General features: G+C 60.2%; 21 protein-coding genes. 3 read left to right on the top strand and 18 right to left on the bottom strand.

The window, feature by feature from the left end; translation table 11 throughout:
* Positions 1-78: 78 nt before the first annotated feature.
* Complete coding sequence (locus tag VJS46_RS05650) at positions 79-927, bottom strand: outer membrane protein (RefSeq protein WP_324058400.1); 849 nt, start codon at positions 925-927, stop codon at positions 79-81.
* A 149-nt stretch (positions 928-1,076) separates the two neighbouring features.
* Between VJS46_RS05650 and parE the strand changes: the two genes are divergently transcribed.
* Both parE and VJS46_RS05640 read left to right on the top strand, forming a co-directional pair.
* On the top strand, positions 1,077-3,053 hold the full coding sequence (parE, locus tag VJS46_RS05645; RefSeq protein WP_324058398.1) for a DNA topoisomerase IV subunit B: 1,977 nt from the start codon (positions 1,077-1,079) through the stop codon (positions 3,051-3,053).
* A 91-nt stretch (positions 3,054-3,144) separates the two neighbouring features.
* The gene (locus VJS46_RS05640) at positions 3,145-3,498 is read left to right on the top strand and encodes a c-type cytochrome (protein WP_324058396.1); all 354 of its coding nucleotides are present in this window, start codon (positions 3,145-3,147) and stop codon (positions 3,496-3,498) included.
* A 69-nt stretch (positions 3,499-3,567) separates the two neighbouring features.
* On the opposite strand, the gene VJS46_RS05635 is transcribed toward VJS46_RS05640, so the two are convergent.
* The 14 genes from VJS46_RS05635 to VJS46_RS05570 all read right to left on the bottom strand — a co-directional run bounded on the left by VJS46_RS05635 (position 3,568) and on the right by VJS46_RS05570 (position 16,947).
* On the bottom strand, positions 3,568-4,362 hold the full coding sequence (locus VJS46_RS05635; protein ID WP_324058394.1) for a LysR family transcriptional regulator: 795 nt from the start codon (positions 4,360-4,362) through the stop codon (positions 3,568-3,570).
* Positions 4,359-4,757 carry a Co2+/Mg2+ efflux protein ApaG gene (gene apaG / locus VJS46_RS05630; RefSeq protein ID WP_324058392.1) on the bottom strand — a complete coding sequence of 133 codons (399 nt, stop codon included), beginning with the start codon at positions 4,755-4,757 and terminating at the stop codon, positions 4,359-4,361. Before apaG ends, VJS46_RS05635 begins: the two co-directional genes overlap by 4 nt.
* Positions 4,758-4,771: 14 nt before the next feature.
* The gene (locus VJS46_RS05625; RefSeq protein WP_324058390.1) at positions 4,772-5,980 is read right to left on the bottom strand and encodes a trans-sulfuration enzyme family protein; all 1,209 of its coding nucleotides are present in this window, start codon (positions 5,978-5,980) and stop codon (positions 4,772-4,774) included.
* Between the two features lie 108 nt (positions 5,981-6,088).
* On the bottom strand, positions 6,089-7,132 hold the full coding sequence (gene leuB / locus VJS46_RS05620; protein WP_324058388.1) for a 3-isopropylmalate dehydrogenase: 1,044 nt from the start codon (positions 7,130-7,132) through the stop codon (positions 6,089-6,091).
* A 44-nt stretch (positions 7,133-7,176) separates the two neighbouring features.
* Positions 7,177-7,911: a DNA repair protein RecO gene (gene recO, locus VJS46_RS05615; RefSeq protein WP_324058386.1), complete on the bottom strand. Its 735-nt coding sequence runs from the start codon at positions 7,909-7,911 to the stop codon at positions 7,177-7,179.
* 63 nt (positions 7,912-7,974) lie between these two features.
* A complete protein-coding gene (uvrC, locus tag VJS46_RS05610; RefSeq protein ID WP_324058384.1) occupies positions 7,975-9,891 on the bottom strand; it encodes an excinuclease ABC subunit UvrC in 1,917 nt (638 codons plus the stop codon).
* A 306-nt stretch (positions 9,892-10,197) separates the two neighbouring features.
* A complete protein-coding gene (locus VJS46_RS05605; protein ID WP_414707970.1) occupies positions 10,198-10,821 on the bottom strand; it encodes a F0F1 ATP synthase subunit B in 624 nt (207 codons plus the stop codon).
* Positions 10,814-11,308, bottom strand: a complete 495-nt coding sequence (locus tag VJS46_RS05600) for an ATPase (RefSeq protein WP_324058382.1) — start codon at positions 11,306-11,308, stop codon at positions 10,814-10,816. The genes VJS46_RS05605 and VJS46_RS05600 overlap by 8 nt, the downstream gene beginning before the upstream one ends.
* 70 nt (positions 11,309-11,378) lie before the next feature.
* On the bottom strand, positions 11,379-11,606 hold the full coding sequence (locus VJS46_RS05595; RefSeq protein ID WP_184475932.1) for a F0F1 ATP synthase subunit C: 228 nt from the start codon (positions 11,604-11,606) through the stop codon (positions 11,379-11,381).
* 46 nt (positions 11,607-11,652) lie between these two features.
* Positions 11,653-12,435: a F0F1 ATP synthase subunit A gene (locus VJS46_RS05590; RefSeq protein WP_324058379.1), complete on the bottom strand. Its 783-nt coding sequence runs from the start codon at positions 12,433-12,435 to the stop codon at positions 11,653-11,655.
* A 45-nt stretch (positions 12,436-12,480) separates the two neighbouring features.
* Positions 12,481-12,801, bottom strand: coding sequence for an AtpZ/AtpI family protein (locus VJS46_RS05585; protein WP_324058377.1), 321 nt, complete (start codon positions 12,799-12,801; stop codon positions 12,481-12,483).
* 346 nt (positions 12,802-13,147) lie between these two features.
* The gene (locus tag VJS46_RS05580; protein WP_324058375.1) at positions 13,148-13,558 is read right to left on the bottom strand and encodes a YdbL family protein; all 411 of its coding nucleotides are present in this window, start codon (positions 13,556-13,558) and stop codon (positions 13,148-13,150) included.
* A complete protein-coding gene (locus VJS46_RS05575; RefSeq protein ID WP_324058406.1) occupies positions 13,555-13,758 on the bottom strand; it encodes a YnbE family lipoprotein in 204 nt (67 codons plus the stop codon). The genes VJS46_RS05580 and VJS46_RS05575 overlap by 4 nt, the downstream gene beginning before the upstream one ends.
* 9 nt (positions 13,759-13,767) lie before the next feature.
* Entirely contained in the window at positions 13,768-16,947 is a 3,180-nt protein-coding gene (locus tag VJS46_RS05570; protein ID WP_324058373.1) for an intermembrane phospholipid transport protein YdbH family protein, read from the bottom strand.
* A gap of 177 nt (positions 16,948-17,124) precedes the next feature.
* Here VJS46_RS05570 and radC point away from each other — a divergent pair, with 177 nt between their 5' ends.
* Positions 17,125-17,826: a RadC family protein gene (radC, locus tag VJS46_RS05565; protein ID WP_324058371.1), complete on the top strand. Its 702-nt coding sequence runs from the start codon at positions 17,125-17,127 to the stop codon at positions 17,824-17,826.
* A gap of 93 nt (positions 17,827-17,919) precedes the next feature.
* On the opposite strand, the gene VJS46_RS05560 is transcribed toward radC, so the two are convergent.
* The 3 genes from VJS46_RS05560 to VJS46_RS05550 all read right to left on the bottom strand — a co-directional run bounded on the left by VJS46_RS05560 (position 17,920) and on the right by VJS46_RS05550 (position 23,555).
* Entirely contained in the window at positions 17,920-19,815 is a 1,896-nt protein-coding gene (locus tag VJS46_RS05560; protein WP_324058369.1) for a PAS domain S-box protein, read from the bottom strand.
* 81 nt (positions 19,816-19,896) lie between these two features.
* Complete coding sequence (gene secA / locus VJS46_RS05555; protein WP_324058368.1) at positions 19,897-22,629, bottom strand: preprotein translocase subunit SecA; 2,733 nt, start codon at positions 22,627-22,629, stop codon at positions 19,897-19,899.
* Positions 22,630-22,928: 299 nt separating this feature from the next.
* Positions 22,929-23,555: a response regulator transcription factor gene (locus VJS46_RS05550; RefSeq protein ID WP_324058366.1), complete on the bottom strand. Its 627-nt coding sequence runs from the start codon at positions 23,553-23,555 to the stop codon at positions 22,929-22,931.

Genomic DNA, 23,555 nt, shown 5'->3' with positions numbered 1-23,555 from the left:
TCGCTTCTGAACCGTCTCAGGGTGCATGAAAAAGGCCGCCGGAATTCCGGCGGCCTTTTTCATGCACCCTGAGACGGTTCAGAAGCGATAGCTCGCCGTGATCTTGGCCGTGTGATAATTGAAGTCATCATTGCTCCGGCTGATCAGCGTCTGCCCGCTGGTCGTGGCGGGGTTGGTGAAGGGACCTGTGGCAGGAGCAGTCCCCTGGCTTACCGCCACGCTATAATCATCAGGGTCGAGAGAAGTATATTTGTAGAGCAAGCCGACCGAGAAATTATCGGCCACCTTCTGCTCCACACCTGCACCGGCCGTCCAGCCCCATGCGTCGCTGTCGCCGCTATCCGCAAAGGCATTGGCGACATTGCTGCTGCTGAAGCGGTTGTTGATCTTGCCATAGGCACCACCGCCGGTCAGGTAAAAGAGCGTGTTGCCCATGGAATAACCAAGCCGCGCGCGAAGGGCGGCATTTTCCTTCAGCCGCCGCGTGAGCGTGTAGTCGCCCGGCTCGCTGGTAAATCCCGTTGCGCTGTCTGTGATATCGGCAATGCCGCCTTCTGCGACCACACCAGCCACGATATTGCCGAACTGCATGTCATAGCCGACATGACCGGCCCAGTCCGTTCCCGTGCGGTCCTTGATACAACCGTCCGCTGCGTCGCCGGTACGGGAGCGGCCAGAGCAATAGCCGGTGAAAATATCGCTGCCGCCGGAGGTGACCGCATCGTCAAAGTCGCCGTCGCCGTCCGTATCGAAAATCAGGCGCTCGCTCTTCTTGTCATCTGCCCTGCCAAGGCCGATCGAGCCACCGGCATAAAGTCCTGTCCAGTTCCCCTCTTCTGAGCTTCCTGAGCTCTCCTGCGCCATGGCAGGCGTGACAAGCACGAGTGCGACCGCAGCGCCAAGCGGCGCTTTCAGGATATATTTCATGAGTTTGGATCCCTTTTTGTTTAACAGGCGGTTTTTCAACGACCCTGTCCCACGCTGGTTGCATGAACCCCCGATGAACCCCACGGCCCACGGGCTTTGCGGCACGATCCAGCTTGCAAGCCAGAGGGACCAAGCCCTATAGCTTGGCCATGTCAGATGATCTCTTCGGGGCAGTTTCAGCCACATCGACCGATTATGACGCCTCCCATATCGAGGTATTGGAGGGGCTGGAGCCCGTACGCCGCCGCCCTGGCATGTACATTGGCGGCACCGACGAACGGGCTTTGCACCATCTGGCCTCCGAGGTTCTCGACAACAGCATGGATGAGGCTGTTGCAGGCCATGCCAACCGGATCGAGGTCAATCTTGAGCAGGGCAACAGGCTGACCATCACCGACAATGGGCGCGGCATTCCGGTCGACCCGCATCCCAAATTTCCCGGCAAGTCCGCGCTCGAAGTAATCCTGACCACCCTCCATTCGGGAGGAAAATTTTCGGACAAGGCCTATGCCACATCTGGCGGTCTGCACGGCGTCGGCGTCAGCGTGGTGAACGCACTTTCCAGCGACACGCTGATCGAGGTTGCGCGCAACAAGGAATTGCATCGGCAGCGCTTCGCCAAGGGGCACCCCTTGGGCCCACTCGAGAAGGCAGGCGCTGCGCCCAACCGGCGCGGCACATCGGTCAGCTTCACACCCGACACGGAGATTTTCGGTGAGCTGAAGTTCAAGCCAGCCCGCCTGTACCGCCTTGCCCGGTCAAAGGCCTATCTCTTTGCGGGTGTGGAAATCCGCTGGAAATGCGCAGCCGGACTCATCACGGACGAGACGCCCGCTGAAGCAGTCTTCCAGTTTCCAGGCGGCCTGTCGGATCATCTGCGCGAACAGATCGGATCGCGGGAATGCGCCACGGCACAGTTCTTCGACGGGCGGCAGGACTTCCCCGACGGTGCGGGCCGGGTGGAATGGGCCGTCGCCTGGCCGCTCTGGTCCGACGGCAGCTATAGCTGGTACTGCAACACCATTCCCACACCTGACGGCGGCACCCATGAGGCCGGGCTCCGCGCCGCGCTGACAAAGGGCATCCGCGCCTTTGGCGAACTGGCAGGGCAGAAGCGCGCCGCACAGATCCAGGCTGAAGACATCATGTCCGCCTGCGAGATCATGCTGTCGGTCTTCATTCGCGATCCGCAATTCCAAAGCCAGACCAAGGACCGCCTGACCTCACCCGAAGCCTCTCGCCTGGTCGAGAACGCTGTGCGCGACCATTTCGACCATTTTCTTTCCGACAACATGGAACGCGGAAAAGCGCTGCTGGCATTTGTTCTGGACCGGATGGACGAAAGGTTGCGGCGCAAGGCCGAGCGGGAGGTAAAGCGCAAAAATGCCACAAGTGCGCGCAAGCTGCGCCTGCCCGGCAAGCTGACCGACTGTTCGTCCGACGATCCCGAGGGCACCGAAATCTTCATCGTCGAGGGCGACAGCGCCGGCGGCTCGGCCAAGCAGGCGCGGGACCGCAAGACACAGGCAATTCTTCCCATTCGCGGTAAGATCCTGAACGTCGCCTCTGCCAACAGCGCCAAGATCCTCGCCAATCAGGAGATCGCAGACTTGATCCAGGCGCTGGGGTGCGGCACTCGTAAGGACTGCAATCCCGACAATCTGCGCTATGACCGAATCGTGATCATGACGGACGCCGATGTCGATGGGGCGCATATCGCCACGCTGCTGATGACCTTTTTCTTTCAGGAAATGCCGGAGATCGTCCGGCAAGGACATCTCTACCTCGCCCAGCCTCCGCTCTACCGCCTCGTTTCTGGAGCAAAGAGCGTCTATGCCCGAGATGACGCACACCGGACGGAACTTGAGGCGACCGAGTTCAAAGGCAAGAAGGTGGAGGTCAACCGCTTCAAGGGTCTGGGCGAAATGAACCCGCAACAGCTTCGCGAAACCACCATGGACCCCAAAAGCCGCAGCATGATCCGCATCACCTTGCCACAGGAATATGAAGAGCGCGCCGGGGTTCGAGACCTTGTCGATCGCCTGATGGGCAAAAATCCCGAGCACCGTTTTGCTTTCATTCAGGAGAATGCGGCCAATGTCGATGACGAGGTGATCGACGCCTGATTGCAAAGGCGATGGTTCCGATGGATCGGCCAATATTGGCGATCAGAACTGTTAGTGAGTAGTGAGAGGTAGAATGAGGCGATATTCCATAATGGCTATGCCGCTCGTCATGCTGGCAGCAGGCGTGACCGCTTCCGCAAGCGCAGCGCCAGCCAAGCCCGCCGCCTTTGTGCAGTGCGCCATGTGTCACAAGGTGGACAAGAGCGGGACGCATGGCATCGGCCCCAATCTGCTTGGAGTTTATGGCGAAAAAGCCGGTGCAAAGGCAGGTTTCAATTTCTCTACCGCCATGAAGGGCTGGGGCAAGAAACTTGACGATGCAACGCTGAACGCCTTCCTCGAAAATCCGCGCAAGGCGGTGCCCGGCACAGAGATGGCTTATGCAGGTCTTAAGGACCCGGCAAAGCGCAAGGAAATCATCGACTGGCTGAAAACGCAGAAATAGCTTTCTCCAGCGGAAGCGGGTGCTCCTCTCCCGCCGGGTAGGGGCAACTGCCCGGTAGCGCCAGCAAGCTCAACCTGCCGTCAACGCCTCCACCAACGCCTTCACTTTTTTCTGGCGCCATTGCGGCAAGGGCGCGATGAGCCAATAAGCCTGAGAAGAGCTTCGCGGTTCCCCAATCTGGCGCACGCGGCCTTCGGTCAGGTCCTTCTGCGCCAGCAATAGGGGCACGCTGGCATGGCCAAAGCCATTGGCGGCAGCTTCGAGCGCGAGGCCCGCATCGGCGACCCGCATGATTGCCATGCCGTCTTCCGCCGGACATCCGGGCCAGTCGATCTTGTGATCGGGGCCCCCTTCTGGCGCCTCGACGGTTACAAATAGCCCTTCGCCGAGTTGGACGCCCTCATGCTCGCCCGGCCCTTCGGCGAGGCGCACGGCAAGGTCCAGATTGGCTTCAGTGAAATCCAGCGGCTCGTCCGCCGCCACCATGGAAAAGCGCAGATCGCCATCTTCCGCCGCATATTTGGCAAGGCGAGCATTCAACCATTTCGCTGTAAAATCGCGCGGTGCAGCAATGGTGAGCGATTTCGAAGTCTGCCCCGCCTGCATCGCCCGGACAGCTTCTTCGAATTGAAGAAAACCCTGCCGCAGCGCCTCCAGACCGGCCTCTGTTTCGGGCGTCAGTTCCAGTCCCTTGGGCGTCCGGCGGAAAAGGACGACGCCCAGCATATCCTCCAGAGCGCGGATCTGCTGCCCTACCGCTGCAGGCGTGACGGCCAGTTCATCCGCCGCCCGGGTAAAGCTCAAATGGCGTGCGGCCGCGTCCAGCACCCGCAGGCCGTTCAATGGCAAATGCGTGCGCTTCATTCGGCCACCGCCGGTGCGATGAGCGAGAAACGCGGTATGGCAGCGTCAAAGGTCTTCCCGCTTGCAAGAAGCATATGATAGCTGCCCTGCATGGCCCCGGTCGGGGTGGAAAGCGGGCAGCCGGAGACATAGTCATAGGCCGCACCCGGCTGGATAACCGGTTGTTCGCCGACCACGCCTTCCCCTTCCACCAGATGCTGCACCCCGCGGCCATCGGTAATGACCCAACGGCGCGTCAGCAATTGCACCGGCTCCTCGCCCTTGTTCTCGATGCGGATATGATAGGCCCAGAACCAGCGCCCCCTTTCCGGCTCCGATTGTTCGGGCAAGAAGCTGACAGACACCCTGACTATGACATCTCGAGTGGTCTCGCTGAAGGGAAAGAGGCTCAACACCAGTTCAGATTCCCCTATCTTCCGATGGCCGTCAATGCCTGATCCAAATCCTCGATAAGGTCCTGTGGATCCTCAAGCCCGACATTGATGCGGAGCATATCCTCAGTGATGCCGACTTCAAACCGCGCGGCTTCAGCCATGCCGTAATGGGTGGTCGAAGCGGGATGGGTCATAAGCGACCGGCTGTCACCGATATTGTTGCTAATGTCGATCAAATTCAGCGCATTGAGCAGGCCATGCGCCTCTTTCCGCCCACCACCGACATAAAGCGAGAAAATGGGCCCGCAGGCGCTCATCTGCCGCATCGCCAGATCATGTTGCGGATGGCTAGGGAGCCCCGGATGCAGGATTTTCTCCACCCGGCCTTCCAGGAATTTCCCGACCAGCAAAGCATTTTCGCTCTGCCTTTTGATCCGCAGATCGAGCGTTTCCAAACCCTTCAGCACCACCCAGGCATTAAAAGCGCTGAGTGTCGGCCCGGTGTTCCGGGTGAAGGGCAGCAGCGTGTTGAGGATGAAGTCCTGAGTGCCGCAGACCGCGCCTGCAAGCACCCTGCCCTGCCCGTCCATCATTTTCGTGGCGCTGTAAGCCACCACATCCGCGCCGAAGTCGATCGGCCGCTGAAGCACCGGAGTAGCGAAGGCATTGTCGACCACCGACACAATGCCATGCTCCTTGGCAAGGCCACAAACCGCTTGCAGATCAACCACATCCATGGTGGGATTGGCAGGCGTTTCGAAGAAGAAGACCTTGGTGTTCGGCCTTATCGCTTTCCGCCAGGCGTCAATGTCGCGGCCGTCGATGACCGTGGTTTCGATGCCGAATTTGGGCAGCAGCGTATCGGTAAGCCAGCGGCAGGAGCCAAAGAGCGCACGTCCGCCGACGACATGATCCCCCGCCTGCAACTGGCAGAGCAAGGCCGCCGTCATCGCGGCCATGCCGCTCGCGGTGCAACGCGCCGCTTCGGCACCCTCCATGAGGGCAATGCGCTGCTCCAGCATTTCGACAGTCGGGTTCTGCAGGCGGCTGTAGGTCATGCCCTGCTGCTCGCCGGCAAAGCGGGCGGCGGCATCCTCCGCGCAGTCATAGGCATAGCCGGATGTCAGGAAGATCGCTTCGGACGTCTCGCCAAATTCCGACCGCGCGGTGCCGCCCCGGATCGCCTGAGTTGCTGGGCGCCATTTGGAGGTGATGCTGCGGTCCTGACCAGTTTTTCTTTTCATTTCTATCCTACCCGGAAATTCCTACCACGAACATTCCTATCCGTTCGCGTTGAGCTCCTCGACTGCCTGCAAGGCAGGCGCTCGGGGCGAACGGAGAAGGCGCTGATCCTAAAGGACCGCCAGAACCGCGTCGCCCATTTCCCGCGTAGTCATGGCTCCGCCAAGGTCGGCGCTTCGTGCTCCGTTGGCAAGCGCCTCGGCCACGGCTGCTTCGATCCGGTCAGCCGCCTGAGCCAGGCCAAGCGAATAGCGAAGCATCATCGCGGCCGACAATATCGTCGCGAGCGGATTTGCCTTGCCCTGCCCGGCAATGTCGGGCGCGCTGCCATGGATCGGCTCATACAGCCCCTTGCCATTGGCATCCAGCGAAGCCGAGGCAAGCAGCCCAATGGAACCGACGCACATGCTTGCCTGGTCCGACAATATGTCGCCGAACAGGTTGCCGGTGACGATCACGTCGAACTGCCCCGGATTGCGCACGAGCTGCATTGCGGCATTGTCGACATACATGTGACTGAGTTCGACATCGGAATATTCGGCCGCCACCTCGATCACCACATCGCGCCAGAGTTGCGATGTTTCCAGGACATTGGCCTTGTCGACCGAGCAAAGCTTTCCACGCCGCGCCTGGGCGGTGCGGAAAGCGCTGTGCGCGATGCGGCGCACCTCGGCTTCATTATAGGACATGATGTCATAGCCCTCGCGGAGGCCACCTGCCGTCTTCCGCATGCCCTTCTCGCCGAAATAGACGTCGCCATTGAGTTCACGGACAATCATCAGGTCGATGGCGCTCGCCACCTCCGGTTTCAGCGCGGATTCACCAGCCAGTTCGGCAAACATCTTCGCAGGCCGCAAATTGGCAAAAAGCTCCAGCTCTTTGCGGAGGCCCAATATGGCCTGTTCAGGGCGAAGCGCACGTTCCAGCCTGTCGCAGTCAGGATCGCCCACCGCGCCAAACAGTATAGCATCGGCCCGCTTGGCAAGAGCCAGCGTTTCGGGCGGCAGCGGATGGCCCTTCGCCTTATAGGCCGCGCCGCCGACGGGAGCCTCCTCGAAGCTCAAGCCAAGCGGCCCCAGCGCATCCAGTACGCGCCGCGCCTCGGCAATGACTTCCGGACCAATCCCGTCCCCTGGCAACAGCGCTATCAGCATTGAAATCACCTCCGATTGCGATGCCCTTGCAACATAGGCGGGTGTTACGCAACCGCTCTTTTCAGCCTTTCCATCAGCCTTTCGCGGGAGGCCAGCACTTCATGCCGGCGTTCTGTGAGCACGGACCGCTCAAGGAATGTGCCGGTCAGATGAAGCCCGTCAAAGATATCGCGCCAGTCAGCCATTCCGCCCTGGATGAGAAAGGGCGGCAGGCGAAGGAGCAGATGCTCATAGCCCTTCGCTGCCTCGGCACTGACGGCGATTCCGCTTCTCGGGCTGACATAGGGAAATTCGCCCTTCTCACCCGTCAAGGCGCACCGGCCGAGATCCAGTCCGAAACCCAGTTCCGCAAGGATCAGCAGCTCATAACGTACCAGCGCCACTGCCCATCCGCGCGCCGCAGGGGCTGCCTCAATGGCGTCCAGAACCCCGCCGAGGGCTTCATAAAGAACCGGGAACGGCTGCTCCTCCGGCAGCGCGGCCGCCGTCAGCGCGCAACACCATTCGATGGCGGCAGCAGGAAGCGGCTCGCTCAGGAGGGGAGCCCGGCTAAGCGCCAGCTCGACTGTCAGGCTGGCAAGCTGCTCCCCCGTGCGGGCACGAAACTCGGCCTGGACCAGATTGGCGGGCATCAAAATCGGGCGAAGGCGCGTGGACCGCCCCCCCCTGACATAGCCCGCCATCAAGCCATGTTCCGGCGTCATCAGCCGGGCGATCGCCCCGTGCTCGCCATGATGGCGAACGGCGCACACGATGGCGGGGGTGGTTATGTGGGACAAGCTGCCATCCGATCCATTCCGTCACCCCGGCATTCGCCGGAATGCAGGATATTGAGGCGCTGGTCACCCATGAAAATAGTCATAGACAGTCTGCGCCACCGCTCTGGACACACCGGGAGCACGCTGCAAATCCTCCAGCGCTGCATCCCGGACCGCCCGTGCCGTGCCGAAATGCATCAGCAGGGCTTTTTTCCGGGCTGGACCAATGCCCGGCACGTCGTCGAGCGAGCTGGTTCCGATCGCCTTGCTCCGCTTTGCCCGGTGGGCACCGATGGCGAAGCGATGCGCTTCATCCCTTAGCCGCTGAAGATAGAAAAGAACCGGGCTGTTGATGGGAAGGGTGAGCTCGCGGCCGTCGGGAAGGTGGAAGACCTCCCGCCCTGCATTACGATCAGGCCCTTTGGCGACGCCGACTAGCGCCACATCCTCAACACCCATTTCCTCCAATACGTCCCGGACCGCATTGATCTGCCCGCGTCCGCCGTCGATCAGCACCAGATCGGGCCAGTCCCCCTTGTCCCGCTCTGGGTCCTCCCGCTGCGCGCGGGCAAAGCGGCGTCCCAACACCTCCCGCATCATGGCGAAATCGTCGCCCGGCACGGTCTCGGCGCGCTTGATATTGAACTTCCGGTAAGCGTTCTTCCGGAAGCCCTCGGGTCCCGCGACCACCATGGCGCCCAGGGCATTGGTTCCCTGAATATGGCTATTGTCATATATTTCGATGCGGTCCGGCGGCCCGTCGAGAGCGAAAAGATCGGCCATTTCCTGCAAGATCTTGCCCTGGGTCGTGGCTTCGGCCAGGCGGCGGTCCAGCGCCTCCACAGCATTACGTTGGGCCTGCCGGATCAGCTTCATGCGATCGCCGCGCTGGGGTATTTCAATGCGGACCTTTGACCCGATGCGTGCACATAGTGCCTCGGCCAGCAGCTCGCATTCGGCAGGTGCGCGGTCGGCAAGGATCAGCTTGGGTGGCGGCACTTCCTCGTAAAATTGCGCCATGAAGCTTTCCAGCACCTCGTCCTCCGATACTTCGGCGGTGTGCGCCGGGAAGAAGCTGCGATGACCCCAATTCTGGCCGCCCCGGATGAAGAAGGCCTGGATGCAGATGGAGCCCGCCTTGCTTGCCATGGCGAAAATGTCTGCGTCGCCCAGTCCTTCCGCATTGATGGCCTGACTGCCCTGGATGAAGGTCAGGGCCTTCAGGCGATCACGATAGACCGCGGCCATTTCATAATCCATGGCATCGGAAGCCGCCTGCATCGCGCCGCCGAGTTTCCGCTGCACCTTGGTCGATTTGCCAGCGAGGAAATCCTGCGCATCGGCCACCAGCTCGGCATAATCCTCTTCGCTGATGCGGCCTACACAGGGCGCCGAACATCGCTTGATCTGGTAAAGCAGACAGGGACGGGAACGGTTGTTGAAAAAGCTGTCGGTGCAACTTCTGAGGAGGAACAGCTTTTGGAGCGCGTTGAGCGTTCGTCCGACCGACCCTGCACTGGCGAAGGGGCCGTAATAGCGTCCTTTTATCGAGCGCGCGCCGCGATGCTTCTGGATCCGGGGGAAGGCATGATCCTCGCCCAGCAGAATGAAAGGGAAGCTTTTGTCGTCGCGAAGGAGGACATTATAGGGCGGGCGGAAACGCTTGATGAGCTGGGCTTCCAACAACAGCGCCTCGGCCTCGCTGTTGGTGGTGACAATGGTCATGGAGCGGGTTTGCGCCACCATGCGCTGCAGCCGCTTCGAAAGCCGCTCCACCTGTACATAATTGCTGACACGGTTCCTGAGAGCCCGCGCCTTGCCGACGTAGAGCACGTCGCCTCGCCCATCCTGCATACGATAGACGCCGGGACGCGTGGGAAGCGTCTTCAGCGTCTCGCGTATTGCGGCGACCCCGGCCTCAAGATCCGGCTGCCCCGCGCCGCGCACGGCATAGGTCGCCTTTTCCTCGTTGAAACGGTCGGGAGATTGGGGGCTGTTCATGCGCCCTATTTAAGCGCGCAAGGCGATGGTCGCTAGCTGCGTTGTAAAGGGGATGGGAAGTTTGGGCAGCGGATGATCTGCTTCCCTCTCCCATTGGGAGAGGATATGGACGCTTGGCTGCCTCCAGCCTAGCTGGCGTTGGTGAGGGTTTGTGCCCTACCAGTAGCGTGGCCCCTTCACCCAACTGCGACCAGGACCGGCTGCGTCGGCCCAAATCTGCGTATCCAGTGTGAAAAATGGACATGCCCCAGCATATTCATTTTTCACACTCCCACTGGAGAGGGGATATCCGAAAACCCTTCGCTCTCAGTTCAGCGAACCAAGACCCTTGATGGTGCTGTCGACCAGCGACTTGTCCGCCGCCGCGTCATGGTGTTCGGCGATCAGGTTAGCAGCGGCTGCGGTCGCCGCCTGTGCAGCCCTGGCGCGCACCTGAGCAACGGCGGCGCGTTCGGCTGCGGCGATCTTGTCCTCCGCCATTTTTTGCCGGCGGGCGATCAGGTCAGTCGCGTCCTGCTTTGCCTTAGCAAGCACATGCTCCGCCTCTTCCTCGGCGCGGGTCCGCATATCCTCTGCTTCCTTGGCTGCGGCAGTCAGCTTCGCTTCATATTCCGCTTTCAATGCCTCGGCTTCGGAGCGCAGCTTGGCGGCTTCGTCGAGTTGCTGACGGATGGCTGAAATCCGCTTGTCGAGCGCACCGCCAATGGCACCGGGCACCTTCTTCCAGAGCAGGATCGCGATAAAAATAACCATCGCGAGACTGACCCAGGCCGTGGCGTCAAGGCCAAGCGCCTTCGGATCGGCATGATGCTCCACACCACCGGGCGCTTCCGTTGCTGCATGAGGCATGCCCTCGGAAGAAGCGGCGTGGTCCAGATGCTGTTCGACCTGCTGCGAACCGGCGTCGAGTTTTTCTGCTGATTCAGCCATTGGCCAATGCTGCCTTTACTGCCTGGGTAGCCGCGGCGGGACTCGCCTTGGTACCGGAAACCTTGGAGACAAGTTCAAGCGCCGCTTCAGCCGCAATAGCTTCAATCTCGGTCATTGCAGCGGCCGTTGCCTCCGCAATGCGCGCTTCTGCCGCAGCGATCTTCTCCCCGATCTCACCGTCAGCCTTTGCCAGGCGCTTTTCTGCGTCCTTGGCACCCTTGTCCTTAGCGGCCTGGGTTATCTTCTGCGCTGCGGCCCGGTCTTCGTTGGTTCTGGCCCGATATTCCTCCTCGATCTCGTCCGCGCGGGCATGCGCCGCCTTGGCCGTTTCGAGATCATCGGAAATCCGCTTGTCACGCGCCTCTACGGTCGATTCGATCTTTGGCATCATGCCAAGGCCGATGACTATGAAAACAAAGCCAAAGGTCGCGAGCAGCCAAAAGATCTGCGATGCGTAGGTTGCGGCGATCTGCGATATTTGAGGCATCGGACTTGTCCAGAATATTGTCTGCCGGGCGGCGGACCGCCCGGCGATATGTCAATCCGCTTGCGCTGCCTTAGGCAACGAAGATCAGGATCATGGCAACGACGAACGCCAGCAGACCCAGAAGCTCGGCCGCGGCGAAGCCGATGAAGAGGCGGCCCTGCTGACCATCGGCAGCAGCCGGGTTGCGCAGCGCGGATTCCAGGAATGAACCGAAAACATTACCCACGCCGAGCGCGGCCATGCCGGCACCGATAGCGGCCAGACCTGCACCGATCAGCTTTGCTGCTTCTGCGTCCATGATAATAAACTCCTTTTCTAAACTTATTGAATTGGTGGAGAAAAACTTAGTGAAGGTTGACCGCGTCGTTGATGTAGAGCGAGGTCAGGAGAGCAAATACATAGGCCTGGATCACCGCCACCAGCACTTCCAGCGCGCTGATACCGATCATCAAGGCGAAGCTCGACACGCCAACGGTGAGGCCATAGCCGATCCCGGCATTGGTGCTGTTGATGACGAAGCCGCCAAGCACCTTCAGCAGCACGTGACCCGCCGTCATCGCAACGAAAAGCCGAAGGCCAAGGCTGAACGGCCGCACCATGAAGGACACCAGCTCGATGACAAAGATGAACGGGATCATCGGAAGCGGAGTACCATGGGGCACGAACAGCGAGAAGAAATGGAATTTGTGCCGCCAGAAACCGACAATCAGAACGATCGAGAAGCTCATGATGGCGAGCACGCCGGTGACGGTGAAGTGGCTCGTGAAGGTGAAGGGGTGAAGCCCCAACACGCCCAAGGGCAGCATACCGAGCAGATTGGCGAACAGGATGAACATGAACAGCGAGAAGACATAGGGCGTATAGCGCTTGCCCTCTTCACCGACATTCGCCCGCATCATGGAACTGATAAAGCCGGTCATACTCTCAACCGCGGCCTGCCAGCGGCCGGGCACCAGCTCCCGCTTCATGCCGCCCAGCATGAACAGCCAAAGCATAAAGGCCGTTATGACCATCCACAGGGCGCTATTCGTAAAGGCGATCTGATGGCCACCCAGATTGAAACCGTCAAAAATCGTCTGCACCTCAAACTGGTGCATCGGATCGATCTTGCCTGATTCAGCTGCCACGCGTGAAAACCCCTGACGACATTTGTCCGTACAACAAAAGCGCCCTCATTCCTTCGGGCGTTTTGTGGAAATCCTAATGATGTTCCTGAAAGCCGAGATGATCCCCAGGAAGAGGAAGGCCAACAGGAGCCAGGGCTTTGTTCCGAATAGCAGGTCAAGGACCCAGCCTATCAGAAGGCCACCAGCGATACCCCCGATCAGTTCGGCAAGAACCCGATTTCCGAGGCGGTATCCTTCGTCCACCCCTTTCTGGTCCCTGCCCGTCCTGACCGCCTCGTCCTGGCCAGCCTGCTGAAGCCGCTCCTTGAGCGTATCCAGCCGCTTATCCTCTTCGATCGGGTCTCGCCCGGATTCTCCGTTTTCCATCGCCGCACTCCGTTTTCGCTGCGTTTAGACCAGCGGTTCCGGGATGCAAGGACGGTGTTGGATCACCCGCCAAGGCGCGGCCCGTTTAGAAAGGGGAAAGAAGTAAGTCAACCGCTAGGTGGAACGGTTTGGCGATGGGGGCGTGAAGGCAGGAAAAGGCATGTTTTTCCTCTCCCATGGGGAGAGGATATGAAGGCTTGGCTGCTTGCAGCTTAGCCGGAGTTGGCGAGGGGTTGTGCCTATCGGTAGCGTGGAACCCCTCACCCAACTGCGACTAAGTCCGACTGCGTCGGCCTAAGTCTGCGTATCCTTCTCCCACTGGAGAGGGGAAAAATTGCAGGCAGAATCACCCGGTCGTCGCGCAATAATCCGGCAAGGCGATTGGGCCTGGTCCCTTCACATGCCAACTTCCATCATTCAGGCGATAGGACTGGCCCGCCTGAACCCGGCTGGACAGCGTCTTGCAACCGGTCGCGGCGGCGACGTCTGCCACGGTCACGCCCCGCTTTGCTGCCAGGTCGGTATAGGCGGCCCGCCGCTTGATGTTGATCGAATCAACCTCTGCCTTCACATTCGCGGGGACAGAGCCTTTGACGCCAAGATAGCCGTCAGCCTGCTCACCCACTGTGCCATTGGCGATTGCCTGGGTCACAATCGAGGACTGAGCCCTTGCCGAGCCGGTCCAGGCCATCGCAACGCCGCCAACCAGCACAACCGCGCCAGCCAGCATGAGCAAATATTTCTTGTCGGTCTTCATTGCGGAAACAACTCCGGATTGTTTTCAATCAGCTCTTCAGCGTCCTTTTGCAGCTTTACCACCACTTCCTGCTGCACCCGGACATTGAGGTTAATCTCGATCGGCTTGTCAGGGGCCTTCACCTGGATGCATCCGGCGACAAGCGCCAGTGCTGAAATGGCAAATATTCCCTGCCCCGCTTTCCTTATCTTGCAGCCCATTTCTCTCATTCATTTGTTCCCTGTTCGCATAGTGTCGCTGTCGGCAGGCTGAACGGCAAGGCCGTTTGCAACATGGCTTCGTATGAGCACGGTGGGATCGACAAAGGACTTTGCCGTGTTAAGCAGCCCCCTGAAGGGCGCCTCGATCCTTATGTTGAAGATGAAGGGCAGTCCGGTGAACTGCCGCCCCAATCCCATCTGCTCCGATTCCACTGGCGCCTGGTTGACGCCGTTGAAGGCGACCTGCGTTATCACCTCCCCGTCGATATAGCCGTCCATCAGGATGGTGAGGCATTTGTAGCGCAACGATTTCAGCGCATCGAAGGCAAGCTTGCCGAACATGCCGAGATCGGCATTCGACACTTCACCCACATAAGCGAGCGTTCCGCCCTGACGCCGATTGTCGCAAGCAACTTTGAGCTGCTTCACATCGTCCACATAAAGCGGCGGCAATCCCTCCTGCCGCGCAACCAGCACGCCGCCCACAATGCGCCCGCCGCTGGCATCAAAGACCATGGGCAGCAGCCCGTCGAAAGTGCCGGTGGCGGAGATATTCTCCAGCTCCAGCTTGTTGATGAACTCAGCCGCCTGCAAACCGATGATGCGGAAGGTGAGGTTCCGGGGCTTTTCCGCGCTGAAGTCCAGGACGGTCGGCTCCAGCGTCAACTGGCCGCCGGAAAAGGGCCATGTTCCGCCTTCTATGCGCACCTGTTGCCCCGGCAGAAGCTGATAGCGGATGATCCCGTCGGTGGCCTCTATGCCGGGATTGACACTGGCAATGCGGAAGATTTGTCCCGGCGGCGTCTGCAAGCCCAGCAGGTCGGAGAAATGGATTTCGCCGGACAGTCCCGTGACTGGACCAAAGGCAGCCGCCAGGCTGACGTCATTGGTGCGGAAGCGGCCTTCGCTGGTGACGCCGCGCCCGTCCCAACGGATCTGCCCCTCGCCCGAGATTGCCCCCTTCACATTGGCAACAACGCCCAGGGCAATGCGGGTAATATCCTCCGGCTGAAGGGAATCGTTGAATTGCAGCGAGTCCACCGCCAGATCAGCCTGACCAGCGCCAGTGCCAAGATTGTGCGCGATGCCAACCTTCGTTACCGGCGCGCCCGTCCTCGGCTCCAGCAGGATGCCATTGGCAGAGATGCGGTTGTTCGCCAGCGTCATGACGAAATCTTTTGAAAGCAGCGGATTGAAGCGGTCGGGCGCGGCCCGGTCGGCGAGACGCAAATCTCCATCGAGCTTCAGCGCCCCTTTCGCAAAGCTCCAACGGCCCGATGCGTCAGACATCTCCAGCGGCACATTGCCGATATGTCCGGCGCCGCCCTCAAACCCTCCCTTAAGACCGGCGGGCGCAAAACGCCCCGTCAGGTGGGCCAGATCCAGAATAGTGGGTGCTTCCGAACCAAGAGCGACTTTCAGGCTGTTGGCGGAAAATCCCTTATCCGGAACGCCAATCCGCGCCTCTTTCGCGGCAAGACTCAACGGGCTCTGGCCCAGCCTTCCCCCCAGCCGAACGTCGCGAGCGAGAGCGGCGAAGGCAAAACCGTCCGGTCCCGCCCGCACCATCGCTCCGCCCGTCGCCGGACAAAGGCGAAGCTGCGTCCGTTGCAGGGCCAAATTCTCATATTTGAAGGAAGTGAAAGAGACCGGCATGCATTGATGATTGATCCTCACCATTCCGTTCGGAGCCACCCGTCCGTCAACCGGCAGAGACAGGCCCTTGAGCCCACCGCCGGGAAGCGGCCCGTCAAGCCTTACTATGGTCGTGAAGCGGCTGCCGCCGCGGCCAGCAACAAAGCGGACCGGTTCAAGCGCGAGCCGTGCATTCGCGGCGGTATAATCCCCCATGAAGAGCTGGCCGTTAAGAGCCCCTGCCCGGTCGCGCTTCAGCCGGATGGCGGCTTGGGGAAGGCCGCCGCCCTCCATTCGCAAGCTGCCGTCTAGGGCGAATTGCCCCTTGGGCCAGAACCAGGCCAGGCCGCTGCCGCCTGTCAGGTCCAGACGTGCACCACTTTGACTTTTGAACGCCAAATCAGTCACTTGCATTCGCCCGCTTCCATTGCGCTGCAAGATTGCAATGGTTGCCGTCGTTTCATTGCTCTTCCCTGCCGCTTCCACCGCTGAAGCAAATTTGGCGGCCAACGGAGCAAGGGGCGTGCCGGCGGCTGATTGCCGCAATTCAGCGACTGGGTTGCTTCCTTCCAGCTTCAACCCGTCGGCCTTGGCAAGGCCCTGCATCCGGGCAAAGCTGCCCCTTCTGTCGCTGCCAAGCGAATAGGCGCCCTTGAAGCCGACCGGCCCCGCACGCAGTGAAGGATGAGCGAAGGCCGCGGCGGCGATATCAACCCGCCCCTTCATCGCCCTGGCATCGCCGTCGAAGGAAATGTCGCCCCCGGCACCCGTCAGCCGCATGGCCGCGCCGGAGACAGTTTCAGAAGAAAGCCCCAGCTTCCCCCTCCAATGGTCCAGCGACTCGTTCAGGCGAATGTCTATGTCAGCGGCGGGTTTGACGGCCGCCAGGCCAGTTGCCGGGCAGTCGATCGCAGCGGCGCGTACCGGTCCCTTCAGCCGAGGCTCCCGCGCCGTTACCGAAAGGTCGGCATAGAGGGTAAGCCGGTCGGCCCAGCACCCCTGGGCTTTCGCATGGCGCATCACGGCAGCCAGCTTCCCTTCAAATCCGCCGCGCAAATGGCCGGTGCCGTCCAGCTTCATACCGATGGGTCCCACCGGTGTGTCCAACCGCACCCGCGCGTCATACAGGCCAAGTTTCAGGTCGGGCAGGCCCAGCGGGGCCGTGGATGTGGGATCACGAAACTTGTCGAGTTCGCCAAGCCGAAGTTCGCCATTCACTATGCGCGCGCGCAGGCGCACTCCGCCCGCCCGGACAGCGGCCACCCGGGGAGTGAACGCGCCGACGGTCAGGTCGACCTCGACCCAATCAGCGGTCAGGTCGGGCCGGTTCTTTGTCCCCAGGACCAGATTTTCAAGCCGCTGGGTCCTAAGGCCGATCTGCACGATGTCGTAGCGGGCCGAAACATTCCGCCGCATAAGCTCACGGCTGATCAGATTATCCGCAATGGGGGATCGCTGTGTCCAGACGACCAGCAGGACCAGCAGGAATATGGCAACGACCAGCACGACCCAGAAGATCCAGCGCTTTTCCAGACTCCCTTCCTCAGGGAGCATTTGGGCTTCTTCCTGGTTCATCCTGTCATAACGCCCGGTTGCTGCCCTTCGTTTCCGAACCGTAAGATTTCACGGGAACAACATTGCCATAAGATGAACCGGCCGGCTCCATTCATTCCAAAGGCTATGGCGATATCCGATTGAGCTTCAATCCCATTGCGCTTAGGCGTTGATGTCATGGGGGATATCGCACCGGGCAGCAAGCAGGAACATCATGGCGCGGGCCATCGCGAGCGGCTGCGCCGCCGCTTGCTGGACGGCGGGCCGGAGGCATTGCTGGATCATGAGCTGATCGAATATCTGCTTGCCCTCGCCATACCCCGGCGAGACACGAAACCGCTCGCCAAGCAGCTTCTGGCCGAATTCGGCGGCATCGGAGGCCTGCTGACCGCAGACGCTGAAGCCTTGAAGAGAGTGAGCGGCATGGGCGAAACCAGCGTCGCCGCCATCAAGATCGCCCAAGCATCCGCGCTCCGGCTCGTGAAATCGCAAGTCGCCAATCAGCCGGTGCTCGCGAGTTGGCAGGCGTTGCTCGACTATCTTCGTGCAGACATGGCTCACATGATGGTCGAACGTGTACGGGTCCTTCACCTCAACAGCCGCAATATGCTGATTCGCGATGAGAATATGGGCGACGGCTCAGTTGACCAGGCTGCGATCTACGTGCGCGAAGTCATTCGCCGCGCAATCGATCTTGGTTCCGCTTCGTTGATCCTGGTGCATAATCATCCCAGCGGCGATCCCGCCCCCAGCCAGCAGGACATCCTCATCACCCGCAACATCATCGACGCCGGCAAGAAGCTGGGAATCGCGGTTCACGACCACATCATCATCGGCCGCCAAGGCCATAGCAGCATGCGGGCCATGGGGTTGATTTGAGAAGGATCGAAGATCGAAGCGGACGGTTGGCTTCCCTCTCCAGTGGGAGAGGATATGGAGGCTTGGCTGCTTTCCCAAAACCGATCCTCACATTCATTCGGTCGCCGTCGCCAGCGGCAGCGTGAATTGAAACTCCGCGCCTCCGGCAATGGACGGCCGGACACGGATTCGGCCGCCATGAGCTTCTATGATAGTCTGGCAGATCGACAAGCCGAGCCCCATGCCGCTGCTCTTGGTGCTCATGAAGGCCTGAAAGAGTTGTTCCATGATTTCCGGAGCAATGCCGGGCCCTGTGTCGGCCACGGACACAGTCACCATGTCATGATTGAGGGCCTCCGACGAAATCAGGAGGTTGCGCACCTCGCATCCCTCCATGGCCTCAACCGCATTGCGGATGAGGTTGATTAGGACCTGCTGGATCTGCACCCGGTCAACAAGCACGGTCGTAGCGGAAGAATCCAGGTTGAACCGCGCCGACACCCCCTTCTCCCTTGCGCCCACCAGGGCCAGAGAGGCAGCCTCCTGGATAAGGACCGGCAAGTCCTCCAATCGCTTTTCGACTTCTCCCCGAGCAATGAATTCCCGCAACCGGCGGACAATGCCGCCTGCGCGCAGCGACTGGCCTGCAATATCCTGAAACAGTTCCTTGAGAATGGCCTTGTCTTCTTCATCACCGCTGTCGATGATCGGTCCGGCGGCCTCCGCATAATTGGCTATCGCAGTCAGGGGCTGGTTGATCTCATGCGCCAGGGTGGACGCCATGGTGCCCATGGCGCTGAGGCGCGACACCTGGATGAGTTCTGCCTGAAGCTCCTGCACCCGCGCCTCCGTCCGGTGCTTTTCGGTCAGGTCGCGCACAAAGCCGGTAAAAAGCCGCTGATCATCATTCGCAGCTTCGCCGACGGACAGTTCCATTGGAAAGGTGCTGCCATCCTTGCGCAATCCAGTGACAACCCGGCCGATGCCGATGATCCGCCGCTCGCCCGTATTCAGATAGCGATGGATATAGCTGTCATGCTGTTCAGCATCGGGCGATGGCATCAGGAAGCTGACATTTCGTCCAACAAGTTCCTCTTCGCTATAGCCAAAGGTCTTCTCCGCGGCCGCGCTGAAGGAGAGGATGTGGCCATGCTCGTCGATCACGATCATGGCATCGGGAACGGTGTCGAGGATCGATCGAAGATGCCTCTCCCGCCGCTCAACCGCCCGTTCCGACGCATATCGGTCGGTTATATCCCGCAAGAGCTTGGCATAGCCTCTTAGCTCCCCACTCTCGCCCTTGAGCGGGGTCAGGGTAAAATCGGCCAGGAATTCCGTTCCATCCTTCCTGACATGCCAGCGCTTCCCGGAAAGCCCGCCATTGGCGAGGCTCACCTGAAGGTCGCCTTCCAGACCCGCCGATGCCGCATCGTCTTCCGGTGAAAGAACCGCAGCGGATTTTCCCGCGATCTCCTCCGCGGTCCAACCCAGAACCCGTTCGGCACCCTTGTTCCAGATGGTCACCCGGCCTTCAGGATCGATCATAAAAATGGCGTAGTCGGTGGCGCCTTCCACCAGCAGCCCTAGCTCCTCCGCATATTGCCCGGCACGGTCGGCCTCCGTGGTCGCTGCGCACAGGTGCTTGACGGCCTCATGGCTTGCCCTTCGCATCCGACCGGCCAGCAGCACGATGCCAGAGCAAACAAATGCGAAAGTGCCGAGGTGAACGGAGTCTCCAGTGCTCATCGCTCCGTCGGCAGCGAAATGGAAATAGCCATATGTCATGGCCAGCAGAGCCGCGAGAATTGCTGGCCCCATGCCCACATAGAGCGCGCAGAGGAGCACCGGCAGGGTGAAGATGACGAAAGGCGCTCTTTCCCCCAGCCAAGGTTCCAGCAATGACCTGGCCAAAAGCGAAAGCGCAACCGTCAGGAGGGCCACGCCATAGCCGTAGACGAGCGGCACCCGGCCGATTTCCGGTACACGATCCCGCAGCCGGAATTTCAGCATGTCCACCTCATGGCTACGAAGGCTAGCCCAGGAATATCATGCTGTACAGGAAGGTTGATAGGCCGAAACTAACGGCCCCCGTCAGAGGGCCCCGTGGCAATGCTTGTATTTCCGGCCCGATCCGCAGGGACAGGGGGAATTACGGCTGATGTCCAGTCCGGCATAGGGATTTTCCTCCTCAACCCCCTGCCCTTGCCGGACAATTGGAGGAGGCAGGGTGGTGGTGACATAACCGCCCCCCCGATCGAAATCGGCCGTGTCGTCGTCGCCTGTCAGCGGGTCGATATGACTGGTAATGAAGTCGGGAAGCACGGGCAGTTCGGGCAATTCCGGCTCTGCCACGCGGAACTGGGCGCGCGCGATGGTGCGAGTCACATCCTCGCGGATATTGCCGAGCATCCGCTCGAACAGCGCAAAGGCTTCCTGCTTGTACTCGTTGATTGGGGTTTTTTGTGCATAGGCCCGCAGATGCACAACCTGCCGCAGCGCATCCAGCGTAGCCAGATGCTCCTTCCAATGATGGTCCAGCGCCTGAAGAAGGATATTCTTCTCCACCATGCGCCAGTTCGCCTCATCGATGGATGCAGCCTTCTCAGCCACGGCCTGATGAGCCAGATTGGCGATGCGCTCTTCGAGGAGTTCGGGTTCGAGCGCGTCTTCCTCCATCCAGGCGTCAATATCGGGTTCGAGATCGAGTATCTCTAGAACCGCGGTTTTCAGCCCCTCCACATTCCACTGTTCGGGATAAGTGCCTGCCGGACAATTGTCGGCCACGATGGCATTTACGGTCTCTGTCCGCATATCGGTGACGACGTCGTCCACCGTTTCTGCGTCCATGATATCGCTGCGCTGTTCATAAACGACTTTGCGCTGGTCATTCATGACATCGTCATATTCCACAACTTGTTTGCGGATGTCGTAGTTGCGCGCTTCGACCTTCTTCTGCGCCGTTTCAATCGCCTTTGACAGCCAGCGCGAGCCAATCGCTTCGCCGTCAGCCATATTCTTGTTCATCATGCGAGCGAACAACGTGTCGGGCCCGAAGATGCGCAGCAGGTCATCTTCAAGGCAAAGGTAGAAGCGCGACAAGCCCGGATCGCCCTGGCGGCCCGCGCGCCCCCGAAGCTGATTGTCGATACGGCGGCTCTCATGCCGCTCGGTGCCCAGCACGAACAGGCCGCCCGCCGCGAGCACTTCCTGCCGTTCCGCCTCAATTTCCTCCTTGATGCGAGTGATGGCCGCATCACGCTCGGGTCCCTCGGGCATGTCGCCCAGTTCATCCTCTACCCGGAAATCCAGATTGCCGCCGAGCTGAATGTCGGTGCCACGGCCCGCCATATTGGTTGCGATGGTGACCGCGCCCTTGCGCCCGGCCTGCGCAACAATATGCGCTTCTTTTTCATGAAGCCGCGCATTCAGGACTGCGTGCGGCACTTTCTCAGCCTTCAGATATTCCGAAAGCATTTCCGACTTTTCAATCGAAACCGTGCCCACCAGAACCGGTTGGCCCGCTTCCGATTTTTCCTTGATGGCGCGGGCAATCGCCTGGAACTTGTCCTTGGTGTTCTTGTAGAACTCGTCTTCCTCGTCCATCCGCTGCACGGGCAGGTTCGTGGGAATGGTGACGACGTTCATCTTGTAGATGTCGAAGAATTCCGCCGCTTCCGTCGCCGCCGTCCCGGTCATCCCAGAGAGCTTCGGATACATGCGGAAATAATTCTGGAAGGTGATGGATGCGAGCGTCTGGTTTTCGGGCTCGATCTGAACGCCTTCCTTGGCTTCAACCGCCTGGTGCAGACCATCAGACCAGCGGCGGCCTTCCATCATCCGGCCTGTGAACTCGTCAATGATGATCACCTTGTCATCCTTGACGATATAATCCGTGTCGCGCTTGAACATGACATTGGCGCGCAGGGCCTGGTTCACATGATGGACAACCTGCGTATTTTCAAAATCATAGAGGTTGGAGCCGATGAGGAGCCCGGCATCCTCCAGCATCCGTTCCACCTTTTCGGTGCCGTCCTCCGTCAGCGTCACGCTGCGCTGCTTCTCATCCTTTTCATAATCGTCCGCGGCGAGCCGCTTCACGACTTCATCGACCGAAATGTACAGCTCCGACTTGTCGTCGGTTGGCCCGGAGATGATGAGAGGTGTCCGCGCCTCATCGATCAGAATGGAGTCCACCTCGTCCACGATCGCGAAGTTGAAGGGGCGCTGCACCATCTGGGCACGCTCGAACTTCATATTATCGCGCAGATAGTCAAAGCCCAGTTCGTTGTTCGTCGCGTAGGTGATATCCGCATTGTACGCGACCCGGCGCTCATCCTCGCGCATGTTGGGGACAATCACGCCAGTGGTGAGACCCAGGAAGCGGTACACCTGCCCCATCCAGTCGCAGTCGCGGCGGGCCAAATAATCGTTCACCGTAACGACATGAACGCCCTTGCCCCCCAACGCATTGAGATACGTCGCCAGCGTCGCCACCAGCGTCTTTCCTTCGCCGGTGCGCATTTCGGCGATCTCACCCCGGTGCAGGACGATCCCGCCCACCATTTGCACATCATAATGACGCTGGCCCAAGGTCCGCTTCGCAGCCTCGCGTACCGTGGAAAAAGCTTCGGGAAGGATGTCGTCGAGCGTTGTGCCATTGGCAAGGCGTTCCCGGAAGATCTGCGTCTGTTGCCGCAATTCGTCATCGGTGAGCGCCGATACGGTGGGCTCGAACGCGCTGATCCGCTCGACAATCTTCATGACGGATTTGACGTAGCGGTCGTTGGACGAACCGAAAATCGATTTGGCGATCGCGCCGAGCATGCCTGATTCCTAAGCCTAGACGAAGGCGCGGCTTCCCGGCCGCCTTATATGGCCGAACCCCCGCGCAAACATGCGGTGCGATGTAAGTGGGGGCTGATGAATAGTCAATTGACGAGGCGGCAATGCTGCCCGGCCCCAGAGCCCTTTGGAGGATTGTTCCACAATTATGAGCTCACATCCCTTTTTCCGTCATTCCCGCGAAGGCGGGAATCCATCTCGTGACGTAAAATTAGAGGGGAAGGTCCAGGAAATCCTCGCATGAGTCCCTGAGGCTAAAGCTGGGTCGAGCGGGCGCTCGCTCAGGCCCCCTCACCCATCGTGCTGACGATAAGCTCCGCCCGCGACTTGACGCCGAGCTTCTGAAAAATGCTGTGCAGATGCACCTTGACCGTGCCTTCGGTGAGGCCGCATTTTTCAGCGATCATCTTGTTGCGCAGACCTGCGCGGATAAGTGCCGCGATCTGCTTTTCCCGCTCCGTCAGGACCTCGTGGGAGGACACCTTGTTCTTGGCGACGACGGAATGCAAAAGCGCTTGCTCCATGATCCCCGGATCGATCCGGTTCTCACTCGCGAGCACCGCCTGGATACAGGTCAGCAGGTCCTGCGGATCGCTTTCCTTGAGAACGATGCCGTTGATCCCCAGGCGAAGGGCCTCGATCGTCTGCTCCGGCTTGATGCTGACGGTGAGGAAGATCACAGGAACGTCATTGCCCTGTTCACGAATGGCCGAGAGGATGGCAAGACCCCCGCCGTCCTTCATGCTGAGATCCAGGATCAGCACATCGGGCGCCTCGGTCTGCAGCTTGTACAGCGCATCCTTCACTGACCGGGCGCAGGAGATGATCTGGTGGCCGCTGGTCCCAAGGAACTGCTGTAGCCCATCCAGAAACAGGGGATGATCGTCGACGATAAGGAGATTTGCCAT

The sequence above is a fragment of the Rhizorhapis sp. genome (genome assembly GCF_035276005.1).
Classification (GTDB): Bacteria; Pseudomonadota; Alphaproteobacteria; order Sphingomonadales; family Sphingomonadaceae; genus Rhizorhapis.
Note: the sequence above shows the minus strand (reverse complement) of the source record. Positions and strands in the feature narration are given on the sequence as shown.